This is a genomic window from Acinetobacter sp. YH12142 (assembly GCF_013418435.1).
GTDB classification, from domain to species: Bacteria; Pseudomonadota; Gammaproteobacteria; order Pseudomonadales; family Moraxellaceae; genus Acinetobacter; species Acinetobacter amyesii.
The window spans coordinates 72997-94724 of record NZ_VPCB01000013.1 but is presented as its reverse complement, the minus strand read 5'-3'; the positions used below and the strand labels follow the sequence as shown (position 1 = coordinate 94724).

Genomic DNA, 21728 nt, shown 5'->3' with positions numbered 1-21728 from the left:
GACTTGCATCACACAAATAAGTGTTTGTTATTACTTGTATAAAGATGGATCTAAAATCTGAGCCTATTGATAAAAATAATACAATATTCAAGAAATTGTGCAAAATAAACACAAAGCGTGATATAACGCACACAATTAAAAATTTGTTTTTAATGAGTTGTAATTAAAGAAATTATTAAGCACCAACAATTCATTACAAAACTAAAAAACATAAAAACGGCCCTAATACAAATAAATGAGGTTTTACCTATGCCGCAAATTTCTGTCATTTCTAAAGAAAGTCATAAAGTTTTGGATCAAGTTGAATCCAATCAAGTGGGGCTTATAGAAAATTCTGTCATCGTAGTCAAAATCCCGAAAGAGGATGTTGCTTCAATTACAAAGAATGGTGCTGACGCAATAATCACCTTAAAAAATGGGGAAGTGATTACTGTACAAAACTATTTTAGTGAGGCGACACCAGATAATAGTTTGGTATTTGAGGATGAAGACGGCACATTGTATTGGGCCAAATTTACAACAGTCAACGGTGATATTGCGGATGTTATTCAGTACCAACCTTTAGATGAAATTGAACCGCTGCTCTATAACGATTCTTTGACAGGTGTAATTTTACCTTGGATTGCGGGAGCAGCCGGTGCTGGTTTATTGGGTGCGGCTATTGGTGGTGGATCTGATTCATCTGGTAGTTCTAAGGATACGACCAAACCTGACGCACTTAAAGATGTGGTGATCACCGATGATGGTGAACATGTCCAAGGTAAAGGCGAGCCGGGTACTACGGTAGAAGTAAAAGATCAAGATGGCAAAGTCATTGGCACAGGCACAGTGGATTCATCAGGTAATTTTGATGTTGAACTTAAAGATCCATTAACCAATGGTGAAACCGTTGAAGTCACTGTGACTGACAAAGCAGGCAATGAGTCTGAACCGACAGAAGCTACGGCAAAAGACACCACTAAACCTGAAGCGCCTACAGATGTGGACATCACTGATGATGGTGAACACGTCACAGGTAAAGGCGAGCCGGGTACTACGGTAGAAGTGAAAGATCAAGATGGCAAAGTCATTGGCACTGGTACAGTGGATTCATCAGGTAATTTTGATGTTGAACTTAAAGATCCATTAACCAATGGTGAAACTGTTGATGTCACTGTGACAGATAAAGCAGGCAATGAGTCAGAACCAACAGAAGCTACTGCAAAAGACACGACCAAACCTGATGCGCCTAATGCAACTTTAAATGAAGACGGCACGGCAGTAACAGGTAAAACTGAGCCGGGGGCAAAAGTTGAAGTTCGTGATGAAAATGGAAAATTAATTGGTTCAGGAACTGCAAACAGTCTCGGTGAGTTTGAAATCCATGTATCACCAGCAGTGACTGATGGTGAAGCTGCCAAAGTGACAGCGAAAGATGCAGCAGGAAATACTTCTGATCCAACTACCGTTACTGGTGGTAAAGATACGTTAAAACCAGCATCGCCTGACGCAACATTAAATGCAGACGGCACAGCAGTAACGGGTAAAACTGAGCCGGGCGCAAAAGTTGAAGTGCGCGATGAAAATGGCAAATTAATTGGTTCAGGAACTGCAAACGGTCAAGGTGAATTTGAAATCCCTGTATCACCAGCAGTGATCGATGGTGAAACTGCCCAAGTGACAGCGAAAGATGCAGTAGGAAATACCTCTGATCCAACTACCGTGATTGGTGGTAAAGATACGACCAAACCTGATGCACCTAAAGATGTGGTTATCACAGATGATGGTGAACATGTCACAGGTAAAGGTGAGCCGGGTACTACGGTAGAAGTGAAAGATCAAGATGGCAAAGTCATTGGCACGGGTACAGTGGATTCATCAGGTAATTTTGATGTTGAACTTAAAGATCCATTAACCAATGGTGAAACTGTTGATGTCACTGTGACAGATAAAGCAGGCAATGAGTCAGAACCAACAGAAGCTACTGCAAAAGACACGACCAAACCTGATGCGCCTAAAGATGTGTTGATTACTGATGATGGTGAACATGTCACAGGTAAAGGTGAGCCGGGTACTATTGTAGAAGTGAAAGATCAAGACGGCAAAATCATTGGCACAGGTACAGTGGATTCATCAGGGAATTTTGATGTTGAACTTAAAGATCCATTAACCAATGGTGAAACTGTTGATGTGACTGTGACAGATAAAGCAGGCAATGAGTCAGAACCGACAGAAGCGACTGCAAAAGACACGACCAAACCAGATGCGCCTAATGCAACTTTAAATGAAGACGGTACAGCAGTGACGGGTAAAACTGAGCCAGGTGCAAAAGTTGAAGTCCGTGATGAAAATGGCAAATTAATTGGCTCAGGAACAGCAAACAGTCTCGGTGAATTTGAAATCCCTGTATCACCAGCAGTGACCGATGGTGAAACTGCCAAAGTGACAGCAAAAGATGCAGCAGGCAATACTTCTGATCCAACAACCGTGATTGGTGCAAAAGATACGATTAATCCTGAAATATCTATTGAAGATACAACTTTAACTCAGGATTCAATGCCTAAATTTAAAGGTAAAACAGAAGTTGGCACTGACGTTAGCGTTGTTATCAGAGATACTAAAGGCGAAATTGTTAATCAAGGAAAGGCAGAGGTCATCGGTGATCAGTGGAGTTATCGTGCTGATAAAACCCTGATTGATGGAGAATACTCAGTTGAGGCCATTGCTACAGATGCTGCTGGTAATATCGGTCGTGCCACAGACACATCATTTACAATAGATGCTACAGCACCAATTGTCACGATTGACGATTTTAAAGAACCTAATTTTATAGGTACTGTGAATGAAGATGCGAATATTCAAGTCCAAGTACAAGATTCAAATGGCAAGGATATTGCTGGCACGACAACGGTAAAAGATGGTACTTGGACATTTACTCCAGATTCACCTGTTGCCGAAGCTGATTATACAGTGACTGTGACTGCAACTGATGCTGCGGGTAATCAACAGACAGAAAAGGGAACGGTTAATACCACTTTACCGACGGTTGATATTGACGATTTATTTGGTACATCGAATTTTGCTGCAGTATTTTCTCGTGTCAGCACATTAAGCGTGCCTGCAAACGTTCCGCAGACCAATCAAACGAAGCCAACATTCTCAGGAACTTCGACCAAAAGTGTAGAAGTGACGGTTTACCTGCGCGATGCCAATAATAAAGTTATCGATTCAGGCCTAGCGAAACTCGACACCGCTACAGGTAAATGGACCTACACGCCAGCGAATGAATTGCTCGAAGGCTATTATGTACTTGAAGCTGTATCAAAAGATGCAGCCGGTAATATTAGTAGCCCAGCATCTAAAACCTTCGTGATTGATATCACTGATCCAGTAATTGAAATTCAAAATGCAGTACTCACCAATGATGTAACTCCTGATGTAAAAGGCAAAACTGAAATTGGTTCTACCGTGACGGTTACAGTTAAAAAGCCGAACGGAGATGTTATTGAGACTGGTACCGCGACAGTGGATGCGAAAGGTGATTGGAACTATAGCGTTAAGGCAAATTTAACGGATGGTGGATATCAAGTTACTGCTAATGCAAAAGACAAAGCTGACAACATCAGTGATGATGTAAAGACCCAAGTGACTGTTGATAGTTTAGCACCAAAAGCGACGATTACGATTGCTGACAATGGCGATGTGAAGATCAGCTTCAGTGAAAAAGTTGTTGGTTTTGATGCAGACGATGTTAAAGTTTCTAGTGGCAAACTCAAAGACTTGGCACAACAATCCGATGGCAGTTGGACTGCTAAAGTCGTGGCGAACGGCAACGATGGCAGTGCAGCAACCGTGAAACTCGATATTGCTGCAGGCAGTTATAGCGATGCGGCAGGCAATGCAGGCCAAGCCGCGACAGCTTCACACAGTGTGGCAAGTATCGATAGCACAGCACCGAAAGCGACGATTACGATTGCCGACAATGGCGATGTGAAGATCAGCTTCAGTGAAAAAGTTGTTGGTTTTGATGCCGACGATGTACAAGTTACTGGCGGCAAACTCAAAGACTTGGCACAACAATCCGATGGCAGTTGGACTGCTAAAGTCGTGGCGAATGGCAACGATGGCAGTGCAGCAACCGTGAAACTCGATATTGCTGCAGGCAGTTATAGCGATGCGGCAGGTAATGCCGGTCAAGCCACGACAGCTTCACACAGTGTGGCAAGTGTCGATAGCACAGCACCAAAAGCGACGATTAGCATTACTGATAATGGCGATGTGAAGATCAGCTTCAGTGAAAAAGTCATTGGCTTTGATGCAGACGATGTACAGGTCACTGGCGGCAAACTCAACGACTTGGCACAACAAGCCGATGGTAGTTGGACTGCTAAAGTCGTGGCGAATGGCAACGATGGTAGTGTAGCGACCGTTAAACTCGATATTGCTGCAGGTAGTTATAGTGACGCTGCAGGCAATGCAGGTCAAGCAGCAACAGCTTCGCACAGTGTGGCAAGTATCGATAGCACAGCACCAAAAGCGACGATTAGCATTACTGATAATGGCGATGTGAAGATCAGCTTCAGTGAAAAAATTGTTGGTTTTGATGCAGACGATGTACAAGTTACTGGTGGCAAACTCAAAGACTTGGCACAACAAGCCGATGGCAGTTGGACTGCTAAAGTCGTAGCGAATGGCAACGATGGCAGTGCAGCGACCGTGAAACTGGATATTGCTGCAGGCAGTTATAGCGATGCGGCAGGCAATGCTGGTCAAGCCGCAACAGCTTCACACAGCGTGGCAAGTATCGATAGTACAGCACCAAAAGCAACGATTAGCATTGCCGACAATGGAGATGTGAAGATCAGCTTCAGTGAAAAAGTGGTTGGCTTTGATGCAGACGATGTACAGGTCACAGGCGGCAAACTGACAGACTTAGCACAACAGGCTGATGGCAGTTGGACTGCTAAAGTCGTGGCGAATGGCAACGATGGTAGTGCTGCGACCGTGAAACTGGATATTGCTGCAGGCAGTTATAGCGATACAGCAGGTAATGCCGGTCAAGCCGCGACAGCTTCGCACAGCGTGGCAAGTGTCGATAGTACAGCACCGACCATTACTATCGATGATCTAATCATTACAAATGATCAAACGCCAACGATCAGTGGAGAAACTGAGCCGGGTGCATCGGTCTATGTATATATTAAAGACCTTGCAGGTGTGGTGAAATTTGAAGGCCAAGCAAGTGTATTTGCAGACGGCGCATGGACATTTACACCTCCTCGTAATTTAGATGATGGTGAATATACGGCTGTTGCGATTGCAACGGACAAAGCAGGTAACACAGCTGAAGCGAATGACGGATTTGAAATCGATACGACTCCGCCAACTGTTGATATTGATGATTTTGATTTCTTTGCAGCTCCAGCAGTGGCTCCACTCGCTACATTTGCTATGCGAGCGACGACGTTATCCACACCGTCAATTCCACAAACCAACAACAATAAACAGACTTTCTCGGGGACATCGAGCAAGAGTACTGAAGTTCAGATCAATATTTATGATGCTGAAAATAAATTATTGGATTCAGGCTTAGCGAAACTCGATACGGCAACAGGTAAGTGGACGTATACACCATCGGTTGCTTTACCAGAGGGATTATTAACCTTAGAAGCCATATCAAAAGATATCGCTGGTAATATCAGTGCGCCGTCAACGAAACAATTTATTGTCGATACCATTCCACCACTTATTGATATTCATGATGTCGGTGTTATTACAGATCCATCTCCAAGTTTTAGTGGAAAAACTGAAAAAGGCGTAACTGTTAGCGTAAGTGTGAAAGATCAACTCGGAAATGTTGTCGAAACAGGACAGGCACTTGTTGATGCTCAAGGAAACTGGAGTTACCAAGCAAAATCAAACCTGACAAATGGTCTCTATCATATTGAGGCGATTGCGAAAGATGCGGCTGGTAATTCAAGTCAAAAAGCAACGACAAGTACGACAATTGATAGTACTGCTGATGTCAGCATTGACGTTCAGGCAAATGCCGATGGTTCTGCAACGGTGACAGGTAAAACTGAACCGGGTGCAAGTGTTGAAATCACTACGCCAGACGGTCAAACCTATCCTGCTAGCGTGGATGCCAATGGTCATTTCACAGCAACGATTCCATCACCTGCTGCGGAAGGAACTTATACCGCAACAGCAACCGATCAAGCCGGCAATCAAGGTTCTGCAACGGCAGATCTAGATGACCAAATTGCACCGCAAATCGATGATCTAGAAGTTGATGCAAATACCGATGGTTCTGCAACGGTAACAGGTAAAACTGAACCGGGTGCAAGTGTTGAAATTACTACGCCAGACGGTCAAACCTATCCTGCAACAGTTGATGCCAACGGTCAATTCACAGCAACGATTCCAACACCTGCTGCGGAAGGTACATATACCGCAACAGCAACCGATCAAGCTGGTAATCAAGGTTCTGCAACAGCAGATTTAGATGACCAAGTTGCACCGCAGATCTCTGATCTAGAAGTCGATGCAAATACCGATGGTTCTGCAACGGTGACAGGTAAAACTGAACCGGGTGCAAGTGTTGAAATCACCACGCCAGACGGTCAAACCTATCCTGCAAGCGTGGATGCCAACGGTCATTTCACAGCAACGATTCCAACCCCTGCCGCAGAAGGCACATATACCGCAACAGCAACTGATCAAGCAGGAAATCAAGGTTCTGCAACAGCAGATCTAGATGACCACGTTGCGCCGCAGATTACTGATCTAGAAGTCGATGCAAATGCCGATGGTTCTGCAACGATAACAGGTAAAACTGAACCGGGTGCAAAAGTTGAAATCACTACGCCAGACGGTCAAACCTATCCTGCAAGTGTAGATGCCAATGGTCAATTCACAGCAACGATTCCATCACCTGCTGCGGAAGGAACTTATACCGCTACAGCAACTGATAATGCTGGAAATCAAGGTTCTGCAACGGCAGATCTAGATGACCAACTTGCGCCGCAAATCGATGATTTTAAAGTCTTATCAAATCCAGATGGCTCTGCAACCATTACAGGTAAAACTGAATCAGGTGCGAAAGTTTCTATAGCTGATCCACAAGGCAAAAATATTGATGTCACTGTCGATGCCAATGGTCATTTCATCGCACAAGTTCCTGCAACAGCAGCAGAAGGCACATATACAGCGACTGCTACAGATCAAGCAGGAAATCAAGGTTCTGCATCAGATGATTTAATAGATGCAACTGTGCCGGTAATTCCAACTGCGGAAGTGAACCATAAAGATGGCTCTACTGTCTTTGGTAAAGCTCAACCGGGTTCAGAAGTGACGGTATATACATCTGATGCGAAGCAAAAGCTTGGGACGGCTGTAGCCGATGCAAATGGGACTTATAGCGTTCAACTTCAACCTGCTTTGGTGGATGGTGAGCAAGTAAAAGTCACGGCGAAAGATGTAGGCGGTGAATCACCAGTAATCACAGCGCAAGCTCCAGATCTATTTGCCCCTGATGCACCGACAGCGAAAGTCAATGCAACAGGATCTGCTGTGGAAGGCGTGACCGAAGCTTTTGCCATTGTTACCGTGTACGGTGGTAGCAAAGGCACAACCCCATTGGGTACAGCGACTGCGGATGCCAATGGTCATTATCAAATTGCACTTGTACCTGCACTTGTGGATGGCGAGCAAGTGAAAGTGACCGCAAAAGATGCAGGTGGCGAATCCTTAGCTACACCAGCATTGGCACCAGACTTGTACGCACCAGCAACACCATTTGCAACTTTAGATAGTCAAGGTGCTGTGGTCACAGGTCATGCTGAAGCGGGTTCAGATATCACTGTGTATGCCGCCGATGCTAAAACCATTCTAGGCACAGCAATTGCTGATCTTGAAGGCAATTTCAAAGTTGTCTTACAGCCAGCAGTGACAGATGGCCAGCGCATTTTAGTGACTGCGAAAGATGATGGTGGTGAGTCTGCACCTCAAGAATTAATCGCGCCAACTGTTAGCATTCATGCAGCAGATAATTTGGTTAATGCCAACATCAACTTTGAATATCCAGTTGAAGAAGTTCGTACCAATAAACTATTCAACGTTTTTGATCTGATTAATATTGGTTCAAAAGTACACACAGGTTACTTCTCTATCGGGGATCAAGAAGTTGGTGAGGCAACGATCAGTGTACATACAGGTTCATTGATCAACCTGTTTGATAAAGCAGAAATGCGACTATTTGTGAAAAATACCGATGGGAGCTGGAAGCTGATCGCGTCGAATAAAGACTATGGTTTATTAGATTTTATCGGCATCTTTGGCGAAGAAACGGCTGTACGCGCGAAAAACTTACAATCTGGTGAATATAAGTTTGAGTTTGTCGGCGGTTCGGCTATTGGCCTTGCAACATCGGTCAGTGCAAATCTATCGTTGAAAGTGTTTGATACTTCAGTAGAACCTGAAGTGAGCCATGTAGAAGAAGCAAAAGGAAATGTCATCACAGATCATGATGCACTTTATGGTCAAGATGCTGTTCCTGCAGGTTCAATCGTCAACAGTATCAATGGCCAATTGATCAATGGTACGACCACAGTCAAAGGGAACTATGGCACATTCACCATTCATCAAGATGGCTCGTATAGCTATAAACCGAAAGCTGATGTCACAGCGATTGGTAAGGCAGAAGTGTTTAGCTATTCCGTGGTTGATCCAGTTTCGGGCAAAGCAAGTAGTGCTGACCTGATAATTCACATTGGAACGCAAAGCGATTTGGCATTGAATTGGAATGCAGCGGAGCCAAAAGATCATGCAAGTACAGTTGTTGCTACTAACAATGTTGACATGATCGGTTTTGATGCATCGAATACCGTATCTACAGGTCAATCAAATTCAATTAGCTACAGTTGGTCGATTGGATTTGGTGGGACGAAAGCAGGTTCGACCAAAATCACCGTTGCAGACGGTACGGTAGAGAACATCAAAGTTGACTTTGGTTCTTCACAACTGGTTTCATTACTGGGTAATACCACGATTAACGTCTACGACGAAAAAGGTAAATTAGTTGCGACTTCGGGAGCTTCAACAGTAGTGGATGTTATTGGTCTACTACCAAATGGTAATTCTGTCACGGTCACTGGATTGAAAGCAGGAACCTATACGATTCAAGCCGTAACCAATAAAGGCATAAGCTTGGGCGGCAGTGTATCGGCGGTCATTTCACGGAGCATTATTGACCTTGATAGCTTTACCGTAAAATTTGCTGCGAATGCTGCAACCACAGGCAATTTATTAACCGATAATGATGGATTTGGTGTTGATACTGTCGCTTCAAAATATACAGATTTGTATGTGTCTAAAGATGGTGGCTTAACCTTTACCCAAGTGAGTTCGACGGGTACAACCATTACGGCGAAATATGGCGAAATGGTGGTGAAATCAGATGGTAGTTACACCTATACCCTTAAAGATATGAATCTTGCCTCAGGTGCAGCAGAACAGTTTACGTATAAACTGGTTGCACCAAACGGTGATATTTCAGCGGCAACATTGACCATTAAAGCAGGTGTGAACTTCACAGGAAGTGTCGGTAACGATGAAATCACCAGTACTGCGGGCAATGATCAATTCACCACCAAAGCGGGCATTGATACGGTTATTTATAAAGTATTGGATCAAGCAGATGCAACGGGTGGCAATGGACATGATACTTGGAATGACTTTAATGCGTCTGAAGGCGATAAAGTGAATATCAAAGCCTTGTTACAAGGTCAAAATGCCAATCAGTCGAATATTGATCAGTTTGTTTCGGTGAAATCTGATGGCAAGGGCAACACCGTGATCAGCATTGATCGTGATGGAACAGGGTCTAAATTTGGCGATAAAGTTGAATTACTCACTTTGAAAAATACCGATGTGACTTTGCAAGACTTAATCGATCACAACCAATTACTGTACTAATCTGTCAAAATTAAGTATTAATCAAAGAGAACCTTCGGGTTCTCTTTTTTTATGTGGCTCAAAGGAGATCAGATGAAGCAGAGTGATGAATTGGCAACGCAAATTTTGTCGGTCATTCAATTGATACCGCTGGCGAAGATTGCCACTTATGGACAAATTGCCAAATTAGCGGGTTTACCGAAGCATGCACGACTGGTTGGCTATGTACTTAAGCATCTAGATGCAACATCAACGATCCCATGGCATCGGGTGGTCAATGCTCAGGGAAAAATCAGCACGCAGCGTTGCAATGAAAAAGGTGAAAATATCCAGCAGTTGAAGCTGGCAGCCGAAAATGTCTTTGTGGTGAATGGACGCATCTCATTGAAACAATATCAATGGTTAGCTTAAAAAATCCTTGCCTTAAACTTAGAAATTTATTTTTATTATTGATGACGCAGTCAATAAAAAAAGCCCTCTAGGATCAGAAGGCTTTTTATTTCACGCTATAAATCTAATGGCTTATTTGCGCACAACCAAAACAGGAATGTCTGAAGCACCCAGTATGCTTTGAGCTACGCTGCCCAAGAAGAATTTTTTGATCCCTGTACGGCCATGTGAACCAATGATAATCAAGTCCGCATGTGTTTCTTCTGCAGCTTTAACCAGTTCTGTATGCACCACTTGACCTTCAAGTAGGCGAGTTTCAACAGTGACACCTTCAGTTGAAAATTTCGCTTTTGCTTCTTCAAGTGTATTTAAAATCGATGCACGAGCACGTTCAATTAAATCATTGGTTTGTGCTGCTGAAATATACTCTGCAGCAATATATGGATCGAGCGTCAGTACTTGAACCACAGTAATTTTACTGCCAAAAGTTTTTGCAAACTCGACAGCTTTAGCCACCGCAGCATAAGAAGTTTCTGAACCGTCCACTGGAACTAAAATATTATTTAAAGCCATCTTATTTCTCCTTATCTGATCAATTGAATTTGGATGGAAAAACCTGAAAAAAAGCGCTATTTACATTGATCATAGTTTCATCATACGCTTTTTTATTTAGGAATAAAACCAAGTAAATTCATAAGGATATTGTGAATTTTTCAATAAAAATATTGTAAAAATATAGACTTGTTTTCACCTCGCTTAGCGATAGCAAAAATGCTCAATAATGTAAGCACCTATGTCTAGATTGTAAGACAATTTGGTGCTGAAAAAATTGAGCCTAGATAATTCATCCATCAGTGGACATGGTTTCAATCACACCGTTTCTCTTGCTCTGTCAGGGTAATATGCAACGCTTGTTGCTCAAGCAAGCTTAATTTATGCAACGCATCTTCAGGGAAGATCTGTTTTTGCAAGCGTTGAATCTGTCGCGCTGATAAATGCTGATTGGCACAATACATCGCAGCTTCATTAGCGCGCGCAACACTGACTAACTTCTCCTGATCATTGAAGTCGAGACGAATGATGGGTTGCTGTGCTCGGCTAAGTTGAGCCATGCTGCGCTTTTGTTGCATGCTTAATAAGGGCTGTTTACTAATCCAAGTCGCCACATCACGTCGCACACCATTATAGTCAACAAAAATTGGGGAGACGATTTGGCAGCCCGTTAAGGTCATGACAGCAAGGCTGAGGGTCAGACAGGTTTTTTTTATCGAATTGAATTGCATGATAAAACTCTAATTTTTAATCAAAAAATATAGTAATTAGGGCTAAAAATAGCATGATTTGCTTAAATAGTAACATCTTGAACTTTGCTTGTTTAAACTCTGAACAATTACAAACAAAAATGCTTGACGATAATGTGTGAAATCTAGATAATGCCACCACAGTTTACGGCTATGTAGCTCAGTTGGTTAGAGCACCGCACTCATAATGCGGGGGTCACAAGTTCAAGTCTCGTCATAGCCACCATTTTTATAGACCAAGCTCTCAGCTTGGTCTCTTTTTTTGTGCCTAGAAAAAGTCAAATAGATTGAAATAATTACAGCACTAATAAAATGATCTATTTACGATGTTTATGTAGAAAAAAGAGAACTCAAATCTTTAACTGCATTATTTTATGACCTGACTTTTGAAATATACTTCTCAATTATTTTTTATTTTTACTGCTGCGTATTTTGCGCCTATAAAAAAGCCCAGTTCTATAACTGGGCTTTTTTGATTTGAATCAAGTAATTAGATACCCGGTTTCCAACCATTCACGATCGGATAGCGACGTTCACGGCTAAATGCACGTGAGCTGATACGTGGGCCAATCGCGCCTTGGCGACGTTTGTATTCGTTTAGATCAACCAAACGGATGACTTTTTTCACCACTTCAGCATCAAAACCTTTGGCAATGATGTCATCTTGGCTCATGTCTTCTTCGATATAGGCATATAAGATGGCATCCAATACTTCGTATTCAGGTAGAGAGTCTTGGTCTTTCTGATCTGGACGAAGTTCCGCAGAAGGTGGGCGAGTAATCACACGTTCAGGGATCACTGGTGTTTCTGAAATGCTGTTACGGTATTTTGCTAGTTCAAATACAATCGTTTTATAGACGTCTTTAAGAACCGCAAAGCCACCGACCATGTCACCGTACAATGTACAGTAGCCAACAGATAATTCAGACTTGTTCCCTGTAGAAAGGACTAAATTGCCGAACTTATTCGATAAGGCCATTAACAATGTACCGCGAGAACGCGCTTGTAGGTTTTCTTCAGTTGCATCTGTCGGTGCATTGCCAAAGAATGGGAACAAGGTTTGCATAAAGCCATTCACAATTGGATTGATTTCGGCAATACCAAAAGTTACGCCCATATTCTTGGCTTGTTCAGCCGCATCTTCAACACTGATTTGTGCAGTATAAGTATATGGCATCATGACCGCTTGAACTTTATCTGCGCCAATCGCATCGGCAGCAATCGCTAAAGTTAATGCTGAGTCAATACCACCAGATAGACCTAAAATCACACCTGGGAAGCCTGAACGTTGTACGTAGTCACGTGTTGCGATCACAAGGCTTTGGTAGATTTCAGCCATGGTATTTAATACAGGCGTGATTGCACCTGTTTTAAAGGCTTTTTGTTCAGCATCGTATTCTGCGATATATAGATCTTCAACAAAACTCGGTGCTTGCAATGCAACTTCACCTGAATTGTTCATCACAAAGCTTGTGCCATCAAAGACAAGGTCATCTTGACCGCCCACTTGGTTACAGTAAACCAAATTGATGTTCAATTGTTTGGTCAATGCAGCCATGGTTTCAATGCGATGCTGTGGTTTACCAACTTCATAAGGTGAAGCATTTAAAACCAAAGCGGTTTCAACATTTAACTGAGCAAGCTGTTGAACAGTTGGTAATGCCCAAACATCTTCGCAAATCAACACACCAAACTTATGACCTAAATATTCAAAGACAAGGTGTTGATGACCCTCACTGAAATAACGTTTTTCATCAAAAACGCTATAGTTTGGAAGATTTTGTTTATTGTAAATCCCGAGAACTTGACCATTTTTCATGACAGCAGCAGAGTTATAGCGCTGACCATCTTCAGTTTGATTTACAAAACCAAAGACTAAAACGATGTCCTTAATGCTTGCTAATTGTTCAAAAGCTTGCTGTGTACGTTTATTTAAACTTGGACGTAATAATAAATCTTCAGCAGGATAACCAACTGTAGAAAGTTCCGGAAAAACAATAATATCTGCATTCTGTTCTTTTGCAGCATTGGCTTGTTGAAGCATTTTTGCTGCGTTTGATTCTAGATTACCAATATGCGGAGAGAACTGAGCAAGTGCAATTTTAAAACTATTCATTCCAACTAAATCCTATTCCTATAGGTGAATACACTTAACACACTGATTTGTATTATTGTGATTATTCAGCGAGTGTATTTAGATACGAAAAATACTGCCGAAAGGCGAAAACAAAACACCATCATCGTATGATAATTCACTTGTTTTGATGCAAAGCAAAAAAATAAGGTGAGCCTATTTTATCTGAATTTAAGCGAGATACTAGAGGTATTCATAGCTTTTAAAAGCCTAGCTGAGCTTATGTGCCATAAAGTAAATATTAATGCTGTTTTTTTGTACTCAAAATAGCGTCAATGGTCGAGCACTAGTGTGAAATAGAATGATCAGGCGATATTCAATTTTATCTAAAAATATTCGCTACAGAGCATGGAAGCTTTATAGCTCAATTTGATGAACAAGTTCAGGATATAAAATAATATTTTTAATTCGCTTTAAATAGATGTCACGTGCAATGTCACCTTGTTGCTCAATGTTGTAGTCAAAAAATGCCTTGTGTGCTTTGAGGGTATAGCGGTATGGATTATATTTTTTAAAACTGAAGAAATACGCCATCTGCAAAATAGCACCCCGACCCAAAACATTGATCTGCTGCTGGTATTGATAAACATGGGCCATCTCATGAATAAACAGGGCGCGATATCCTAAAGACGCTTTGGCATAGTCCGCTTTAAACAGTAAATTTCGAGCATGGATATACCCCTGAGGTGCCATGACCACATGCGCCGATTGCCAAGGCAAAAAAGGGTGATTCATCACTTTCACTTGCTCATATTGAATCAAATCACCAAACACACTCTGACACATGGATATTTCACCTGCCGTGAGGGATCGATATTTAAAACCTTCAAGTTTTAACAGTCGGATGAGTGTAGGAAAGAAGGGCAACATGATGAAAAGTTTCTAGAGTTCCAAAGGGATGTGTAGTTTTACTATAACCTGAAAATACAATATCACGCTGTTGCGCTGTATTTAAAAAGCGATATTTTTGCATCTGCTACAGCGAAACATCGGTTAGGGCGTTACAATTTAGTTTTCGGTCAAACAGATAATCAGATGCAAGCACGGATCAATACTTTAATTTCTGAAATCAGTAAAAATATGTATGAACGCGAGCAGATTATTGCTTTGAGTTTATTGGCTGGTGTTGCGGGCATGAATACCTTTTTATATGGTTTGCCCGGCACAGCAAAAAGTTTGATTTCACGTCGAATCGCCTCTGCTTTTGAGGTCCATGACTATTTTGAATATTTGATGAATCGTTTCAGTACGCCTGAAGAAATTTTTGGACCGGTATCGATCAAAGCCTTAAAAGAAGATCAATATATTCGTAAAACAGAACATTATTTACCACGGGCAGATTTTGCTTTTTTAGATGAAATTTGGAAAGCCAGTCCAGCGATTTTAAATACTTTACTGACCTTGGTGAATGAGCGGAGTTTTAAAAATGGTGACATTGTCCAAAAAGTTCCATTGAATGTTTTGGTTAGTACATCGAATGAAATTCCCGAATCAAATCAAGGTCTAGATGCATTGTATGATCGTTTTATTTTGCGTTTAGAAGTGCCGCCGATTGCTGTTGCAGAAAACTTTCATGCACTATTACAGGCCAAGCCGAGTCAAGTCAGTGTTGAAGTCGATGCAACTTTAAAAATAACAAAAGCAGAGTTACAAGATTGGCGGGAACAGATTTATCAGGTGGATTTACCCGAATCGATTTTAAATCTATTTGATCAACTTAAAACACGACTCAATCATAACTTTGAAGACCACGTGGTCTATGTATCTGACCGTCGTTGGCAGCGGGTGGCTTATTTAGTCAAAGCCTGTGCTTTTTTAAATGATCGTCCATCGGTGATTTTGAGTGATCTATTTATTTTAAAACATTGCTTATGGAATCAGCCTGAAGACATTGCTTTTGTTTCACAGCAGATAGATGAAGTATTGGCTGAAAATGGCTTAAATTACGGTTTGCAATTCGAACAGCATGTGGCAGAGAAGGATGCACTTGAACAGCGGGTGCTCAATCATTTTTATTATACCGATGATGTGTATGAGAGTTATTTAATTCATGGCACTGACTACTTACGTGCAGTGACCAATCTAGATCGACACTATAAAGATAAAGTGTTGTATCTCGAACTGGATAAAATGGATACGAAAAAGGACTTCTTTGCCTTAGATGATACCGGTGAAGAAGTGCGTGGCATCGTATGTAATTTTAATGGTTCAAGAGTGTGTACGTTAAAAGGTGGCTATTATGGCCTAGAAGAAGTGGTGACGCCGTATATAAAACATACCAAAGGTAGTCCACGCAGCTCTCTTTCAGCACAAAGCCAATATGAGCTGTTACACGAAGTTCAACAGCTCAAAGCACAGTTTCAAACAGAATTGGAACTGTTAACGGAACGATTTAACAGTCAAGAACATCAGTTTAAATCGGTCTTTGTCACTGAACAGGATATTGAACATTTGATTCAATCTATTGAGCAGCAATTGGCACGATATCAGTTGCAGTTGCAAGATTGTGAGCGTCTGGAACAGTTATGTCGCAATTAAAACCGACAAGACACCAAACCCAATCGGCACTCGATGAATTAAGTTCGCAGCTTTATGATGAATTAAAACAATCCAGTTTAAAACATTGGTTGGATGATCATAAAGTTGCAAAAAAGCTCGATCAAAAAATTCAGGAATGGGCCTTTCAGGCAAAGTCGAGTTTAGATCAGCAGCATCCCTATGCAATGGCGCGGCAGCAATTGGAACATTGGCTTGCGATAAAGCATTGGGAACAGGGCGATTTTGTTCAATTCCACACTGAATATGCCGCCTTCATGCAAACCTTGGGGATTCCAGAATTCACTGAAATGTGGCAACAGAGCCAACAGCCATTGCTGACCAAGCAGCAGCGTCAATTACAAATAGAGCTATTCAAAGGTAAATGGCAGCGCAAATTGACTGAAGCTATTGCGCATTGGGAGTTTGAGCAACTCCGTTTACAACGAGATGCCTTTTTAGATGAAATCAAAGATTTTCTCGCGACATTGTCGAAAATGGTCAAGCACCATGACAGTGTCGGGTTTGAAACCGGGATTTTTCTGGACTATTCCAAAGGGCAATTAACTGAGCATGATGTACAGAACTTTGAGCAATGGGCGAATTATCTCGAGCAAGATCGGGCGCTTAAACGTTTATGTCAAATGATCGGAAGCGCACAGCCGAATATGCCACGTAAGCGGATTTCTGCTCAGTTAGAACAAGAGCCACAGCAGCTTATTCACACCCCGATGGCGCAAGAGGAAATTACTGGAATTAAATTGGCACAAGAACTCAGTATGGCTTTACCTAGCGAGTTGGCGCTGTTAGCCGATCCAGACTTGCAGGTTTTATTTGATTTGAAATATTTAGAATCTAACCTGATGAGTTTTAATCGACAAGGTCAGCAACAGGGACGGGTGATCGAAGACCAACGCCATACGCAGCGTCGAGTCGGACAAAAAGGCCCGATGATTGTTTGCTTAGATACCAGTGGCTCAATGAATGGACAACCTGAACTGATTTCCAAAGCGATTTGTCTATATTTATCCATTCGAGCGTTAAAAGAAAAGCGAGCGATGTATTTGGTAAATTTCTCGACCAATTTAACCGCGCTGAATTTACAACATAATAGTGCTTTGGATGATGTCATTCACTTTTTAGGGCAGTCATTTCATGGGGGAACAGATATTATCCCTGCGATGAATCATGCCCTGGACATGCTGAAACAACCGAATTTTGTACATGCCGATGTGGTAGTGATTTCCGACTTTATTATGGGTCAACTGACTGAAGAACTCATGCAAGAGATCATACATTTTAAGCAGCAGGGCAATGGATTCTATGCTGTGGCTATCGGTAATTTTAAACTGGATCATTTAGACGACAGCCTGTTTGATCATCAATGGGTCTATCAATCTGCGACTGGCGAAGTGCAAAAAATCTAATAATCGTCCCTCACAAAAAATACGCCATGACCTTTAATGACAAGCTTTTGAGCCATACAACACCGATGTTTTAAAGATTGTCTGACAAAGAAAATATTTGAGCATTTTTGCAAATCGAGAGGTCGGTTTTGCTAATGGCCTAGTGATCTATCTCACTTAATTTGATCCTCAATCTATGTGTTTTTACTTCAATCGACATGAAGTCAATGAAGGGGAAACACCCAAATTGAGAGCAAAATCATGAGCGCTTTTCAACCGATAAAAAAAACTTTAGCACGCGTATTTGCAGGCCCTGTCTTTGACCCAACAAAACAGTCTGCCGTTGTTCCTATTCGTCATATGAAATTTGATTTTGAACCAGAAAAAATTGATCCAAAATTTTATATGAATGCAGAATTGGCCAGTGCCTATTTTGCATCTTTATCTATTTTCTTAACCCGTGGCGAAGATTTGGTGATTGATACTGCTCGATATCATCGCGACTTTATTCAAGATCCTGTATTAAGACAACGTGTCACGTCGTTGATTGGGCAAGAGGTTATTCATTCACGTATGCATGAAGAAATGAATGAAGCGTATCGCGCAAGAAATCTGCCTGTGCAATTTTTTAGAAAGTTAGAACACTACGTCTTTGCCTATGGTTTTGAACGTATGCCACAGCCAATGAAATTATCTTTAATGGCGGCAATTGAGCATTTCACCGCAGTGCTTGCGGAATACATGATGAATCATGAAGAAATTTTCTTTAGTTCAATTGATGAAAAGCAACGCGCCATTTGGATGTGGCATATGTTGGAAGAGTCAGAACACAAAGACATTGCCTATGATGTTTATCAAGAATTATCAGGTAATTATGCCTTACGTATTGCTGGTTTTTTCCCTGCATTAATTACCATTTTGGGTTTGATTTCAATTGGTGCTTCGATTGTCCCTTTCTACAGAAAACCGTCGAATTTGATTAGCCTAAGTTACTGGAAGGATGTTCCGCGCAGTTTCCAGCTGATTTTTGGGTTAAAAGATGGTGTTTATGGCAGCAGCCTCGGGCATATTTTTGACTATCTACGACCAAGTTTTCACCCGAATGATCATGACACTTCTGCATTTCTTGAATATTACAAAAAGCGTTTGCTGAACCCTGTTGATGGCGTGTTAACACCTTATTTTGTCAAAGAATTTACCCCAGCATTAAAACGATAAAAGGACACAACCATGGGTCTATTTGGAAAAAAGGATAAGCCAAGTGAAAATGCCTACGCGGTGGTTACTGGTGCAGGCAGTGGTATAGGAAGAAGCTTTGCTTTGGAGTTGGCACGTCGTGGTGGGACAGTGGTCTGTGCCGATATTCATCTAGAAGCAGCGCAAGAAACGGTGGATCAAATTCAATCCATGACCTCATCAAATGCTTATGCGGTGCAGTGTGATGTAGGTAAAGCTGAAGAAGTAAAAGCATTGTCAGAGCAAGCTGAGCAGTTGATGGGACATGCTGTGACCTTGGTGATCAACAATGCAGGCGTCGGGCTGGGTGGTAAATTTGATGAGCTGAGTTTAGATGACTGGCAGTGGTGTATGCATGTCAATTTGTGGGGTGTGGTGCATGGCTGCCATTATTTTGTACCCAAGCTGAAGCAAAATAAGCAGGGCGGCGCGATTATTAATGTTGCTTCTGCTGCAGCATATACTGCTGCACCAGAAATGACAGCATATAACGTGACGAAGTCGAGTGTGTTGGCATTGTCTGAAACTTTATCGGCAGAGCTGCGATCGGCAAATATCCGTGTGAATGTACTGTGCCCAACCTTGGTGCCGACCAATATTATGAAAAATGGACGCTTGCCCAATCGCTATTCAGGCTTGGCTGATCAATTGCTGATGAATCATGCATTTACGACGAGTCACGATGTGGTCAATTTGACCTTGAATAATTTAGATGTAGGGAAGTTGTACACCATTCCGCAACCTGATGCCAAATTATTTTGGTGGTTAAAGCGTTTATCCCCGCAAACCTATACCCGCTTATTGGGGGTGGGTTATCCCATATTTAACAACTATATTAAAAAGTCGGGAGCAAAAGCATGAACATGCCGACACAATTACATGACGAAGATGTAAAAGCCTTGGATCAAGAGAAAACTCAAACTAAAAAGCCAACAAGCAATAAAACCAATGCGCGACGTTCTGCATCGTCTTCTGCAAAAGCTAAAAAAGCGGAACAAAACCAATCAGGGCAAACCGAGTCAGAACCAAGTCAGAACCAAGTCTAGAAAAACCAGTTCGTGTCTACGATACCATTGTGATTGGTGCAGGGATATCAGGTTTAGCCGCAGTTCATCAAATGAATGAACGAGGGTATACCGATTATGTAGTTTTAGAAAAAGCCAATCGCGTGGGAGGAACATGGCGCGACAACACTTATCCAGGCTGTGGATGTGATGTTCCTTCGGCTTTATATTCGTTTTCATTTGCGCCGAGTCATAAATGGAGTCATTTATTTGCCAAGCAACCTGAGATTCTGAACTATTTAGAAGATGTTGCGGAGCAGCATGCGCTGTATCGCAACATTCAGTTCAACTGTGAATTAATTGCAGCGGAATGGAATGAGCAATTAAAGCAATGGCAATTAGAGACGAGCAAAGGTAAATATGCGGCGAGAACGGTGATTTTTTCCACTGGGCCGATTACTGAACCTCAAATTCCAAAAATTAAAGGTATTGAAAGCTTTGAAGGTGAAATGTTCCATTCTGCGCGATGGAACCATGCCTATGACTTAAAAGATAAACGTATTGCAGTAATTGGTACGGGAGCATCTGCGATTCAGTTTATTCCTCAGATTCAACCTATTGCCAAAAATGTGGTGGTGTTTCAACGGACCGCACCATGGGTATTACCAAAAGCAGATTTACCACTGAATGACCGTGCAAAAGGCGTGATTACCCGCTTTCCGAGCGTTCAGGAAACTTGGCGAAAAAGTGTGGCCGGTATATTAAATAGTATTAATTTAGGCCTGCGTAATCCTTCACTATTAGAGCCTGTGAATTATTTGGGTCGTCAGTTGTTAAAAACACAAATTCAAGATGCTGAATTACGTGAAAAAGTTACACCAAACTTTTCTATTGGTTGTAAGCGTCTTTTATTTGCCAATAACTATTATCCTGCTTTGCAGCAAGCCAATGTTGAACTTGTGCCACATGGTTTAGTGGAAATAGAAGGTAATACTGTCATCGCTGCAAATGGTGAACGTCATGAAGTCAATGTCATTATTAGGGCACAGGTTTTGAAGTTTCTCATCCGCCGATTGGACAACGTGTAAAAAATGCCAATGGGGCGTTATTGTCAGAACTTTGGAAAAATAGTTCTCCTGAAGCGTTTTTGGGTACCAGTATTGCGCAAGTACCCAACGCCTTCTTGGTGCTCGGGCCAAATATTTTGGTTTATGACCCATTCATTGGGATTGTAGAAGCACAGGTTGGGTATATCGTTGATGCTTTGGTAAAAATGAAACAAGAGAAGATACAACGGCTTGAAATTAAGCCAAATGTATTGGCCTATCACAATGCAAAAGTACAGACACATTTACAGACTACAGTCTTTAATAGTGGCGGCTGTAAGAGCTATTACTTAGATGCCAATGGACGCAATTTTGTAGCTTGGCCGTGGTCACTGAAACAGTTAAAGCAGCGTCTTAAACAGGTGGACTTGACAGACTATGAGTCGGTTGCTTAGAGAAGGTTGCTTAATAAAAGTTACTTAACTTAATAAGCTAAAATAAAGCATCATCAATATTTAAACCTTTTGTTTACAGCCTAATTTCTACGTGGAATTAGGCTTTTTTATGACGATATCTGATGAAGCAGTGTGAGATTTTCTAGAAAATGGCGATTTAAAATACACTCAGCAATAAACAGCATACTTTATAACTTGTGAGACATCGTTTTATCTAATGATTGAGTTGAAAAATCAGTCAGATGGGGCTGTTTTAAAGTGCAAAATAAATCTAGCTGCATAAAAAAA

General features: G+C 41.7%; 11 protein-coding genes, 1 tRNA gene and 1 pseudogene. 9 read left to right on the top strand and 4 right to left on the bottom strand.

The genetic code is table 11. The features are described 5' to 3' along the window. The first annotated feature begins 249 nt into the window (after positions 1 to 249). Together FTU77_RS11365 and FTU77_RS11360 are read left to right on the top strand one after the other, a co-directional pair. Positions 250 to 9954, top strand: a complete 9705-nt coding sequence (locus FTU77_RS11365) for a BapA/Bap/LapF family large adhesin (protein ID WP_180055819.1) — start codon at positions 250 to 252, stop codon at positions 9952 to 9954. 72 nt (positions 9955 to 10026) lie between these two features. After that, entirely contained in the window at positions 10027 to 10344 is a 318-nt protein-coding gene (locus FTU77_RS11360) for an MGMT family protein (protein WP_180055818.1), read from the top strand. Between the two features lie 111 nt (positions 10345 to 10455). On the opposite strand, the gene FTU77_RS11355 is transcribed toward FTU77_RS11360, so the two are convergent. Then, entirely contained in the window at positions 10456 to 10896 is a 441-nt protein-coding gene (locus FTU77_RS11355) for a universal stress protein (protein ID WP_180041863.1), read from the bottom strand. 293 nt (positions 10897 to 11189) lie between these two features. Further along, on the bottom strand, positions 11190 to 11606 hold the full coding sequence (locus FTU77_RS11350; protein WP_180055817.1) for a hypothetical protein: 417 nt from the start codon (positions 11604 to 11606) through the stop codon (positions 11190 to 11192). A gap of 167 nt (positions 11607 to 11773) precedes the next feature. On the opposite strand from FTU77_RS11350, the gene FTU77_RS11345 reads away from it, so the two are divergent. After that, positions 11774 to 11850 (top strand) — tRNA-Met (locus FTU77_RS11345). Positions 11851 to 12114: 264 nt separating this feature from the next. Here the strand turns inward: FTU77_RS11345 and FTU77_RS11340 are convergent. Together FTU77_RS11340 and FTU77_RS11335 are read right to left on the bottom strand one after the other, a co-directional pair. After that, positions 12115 to 13740, bottom strand: coding sequence for an NAD+ synthase (locus tag FTU77_RS11340; RefSeq protein WP_180055816.1), 1626 nt, complete (start codon positions 13738 to 13740; stop codon positions 12115 to 12117). Positions 13741 to 14115: 375 nt separating this feature from the next. After that, positions 14116 to 14631, bottom strand: coding sequence for a hypothetical protein (locus tag FTU77_RS11335; protein ID WP_180055828.1), 516 nt, complete (start codon positions 14629 to 14631; stop codon positions 14116 to 14118). Between the two features lie 162 nt (positions 14632 to 14793). Here FTU77_RS11335 and FTU77_RS11330 point away from each other — a divergent pair, with 162 nt between their 5' ends. The 6 genes and pseudogenes from FTU77_RS11330 to FTU77_RS11305 all read left to right on the top strand — a co-directional run bounded on the left by FTU77_RS11330 (position 14794) and on the right by FTU77_RS11305 (position 21440). Continuing rightward, positions 14794 to 16296: an AAA family ATPase gene (locus FTU77_RS11330; protein ID WP_180055815.1), complete on the top strand. Its 1503-nt coding sequence runs from the start codon at positions 14794 to 14796 to the stop codon at positions 16294 to 16296. Beyond that, positions 16284 to 17720: a VWA domain-containing protein gene (locus tag FTU77_RS11325; protein WP_180055814.1), complete on the top strand. Its 1437-nt coding sequence runs from the start codon at positions 16284 to 16286 to the stop codon at positions 17718 to 17720. The genes FTU77_RS11330 and FTU77_RS11325 overlap by 13 nt, the downstream gene beginning before the upstream one ends. 240 nt (positions 17721 to 17960) lie before the next feature. Continuing rightward, positions 17961 to 18917, top strand: a complete 957-nt coding sequence (locus FTU77_RS11320) for a metal-dependent hydrolase (protein WP_180055813.1) — start codon at positions 17961 to 17963, stop codon at positions 18915 to 18917. Between the two features lie 12 nt (positions 18918 to 18929). Beyond that, positions 18930 to 19796: an SDR family NAD(P)-dependent oxidoreductase gene (locus FTU77_RS11315; RefSeq protein WP_180055812.1), complete on the top strand. Its 867-nt coding sequence runs from the start codon at positions 18930 to 18932 to the stop codon at positions 19794 to 19796. Next, entirely contained in the window at positions 19793 to 19981 is a 189-nt protein-coding gene (locus tag FTU77_RS16035; protein ID WP_180055811.1) for a hypothetical protein, read from the top strand. Before FTU77_RS11315 ends, FTU77_RS16035 begins: the two co-directional genes overlap by 4 nt. Then, a pseudogene (locus FTU77_RS11305) lies at positions 19939 to 21440 on the top strand (flavin-containing monooxygenase). Before FTU77_RS16035 ends, FTU77_RS11305 begins: the two are co-directional and overlap by 43 nt. Positions 21441 to 21728: the final 288 nt, after the last annotated feature.

Excerpts from the sequence above, each read along its gene's own strand:
- FTU77_RS11320 (WP_180055813.1), top strand. The coding sequence starts at position 17,961 with ATGAGCGCTTTTCAACCGATAAAAAAAACTTTAGCACGCGTATTTGCA.
- FTU77_RS16035 (WP_180055811.1), top strand. The coding sequence starts at position 19,793 with ATGAACATGCCGACACAATTACATGACGAAGATGTAAAAGCCTTGGAT.
- FTU77_RS11365 (WP_180055819.1), top strand. The coding sequence starts at position 250 with ATGCCGCAAATTTCTGTCATTTCTAAAGAAAGTCATAAAGTTTTGGAT.
- FTU77_RS11360 (WP_180055818.1), top strand. The coding sequence starts at position 10,027 with ATGAAGCAGAGTGATGAATTGGCAACGCAAATTTTGTCGGTCATTCAA.
- FTU77_RS11325 (WP_180055814.1), top strand. The coding sequence starts at position 16,284 with ATGTCGCAATTAAAACCGACAAGACACCAAACCCAATCGGCACTCGAT.
- FTU77_RS11315 (WP_180055812.1), top strand. The coding sequence starts at position 18,930 with ATGGGTCTATTTGGAAAAAAGGATAAGCCAAGTGAAAATGCCTACGCG.
- FTU77_RS11340 (WP_180055816.1), bottom strand. The coding sequence starts at position 13,740 with ATGAATAGTTTTAAAATTGCACTTGCTCAGTTCTCTCCGCATATTGGT.
- FTU77_RS11330 (WP_180055815.1), top strand. The coding sequence starts at position 14,794 with ATGCAAGCACGGATCAATACTTTAATTTCTGAAATCAGTAAAAATATG.
- FTU77_RS11350 (WP_180055817.1), bottom strand. The coding sequence starts at position 11,606 with ATGCAATTCAATTCGATAAAAAAAACCTGTCTGACCCTCAGCCTTGCT.
- FTU77_RS11355 (WP_180041863.1), bottom strand. The coding sequence starts at position 10,896 with ATGGCTTTAAATAATATTTTAGTTCCAGTGGACGGTTCAGAAACTTCT.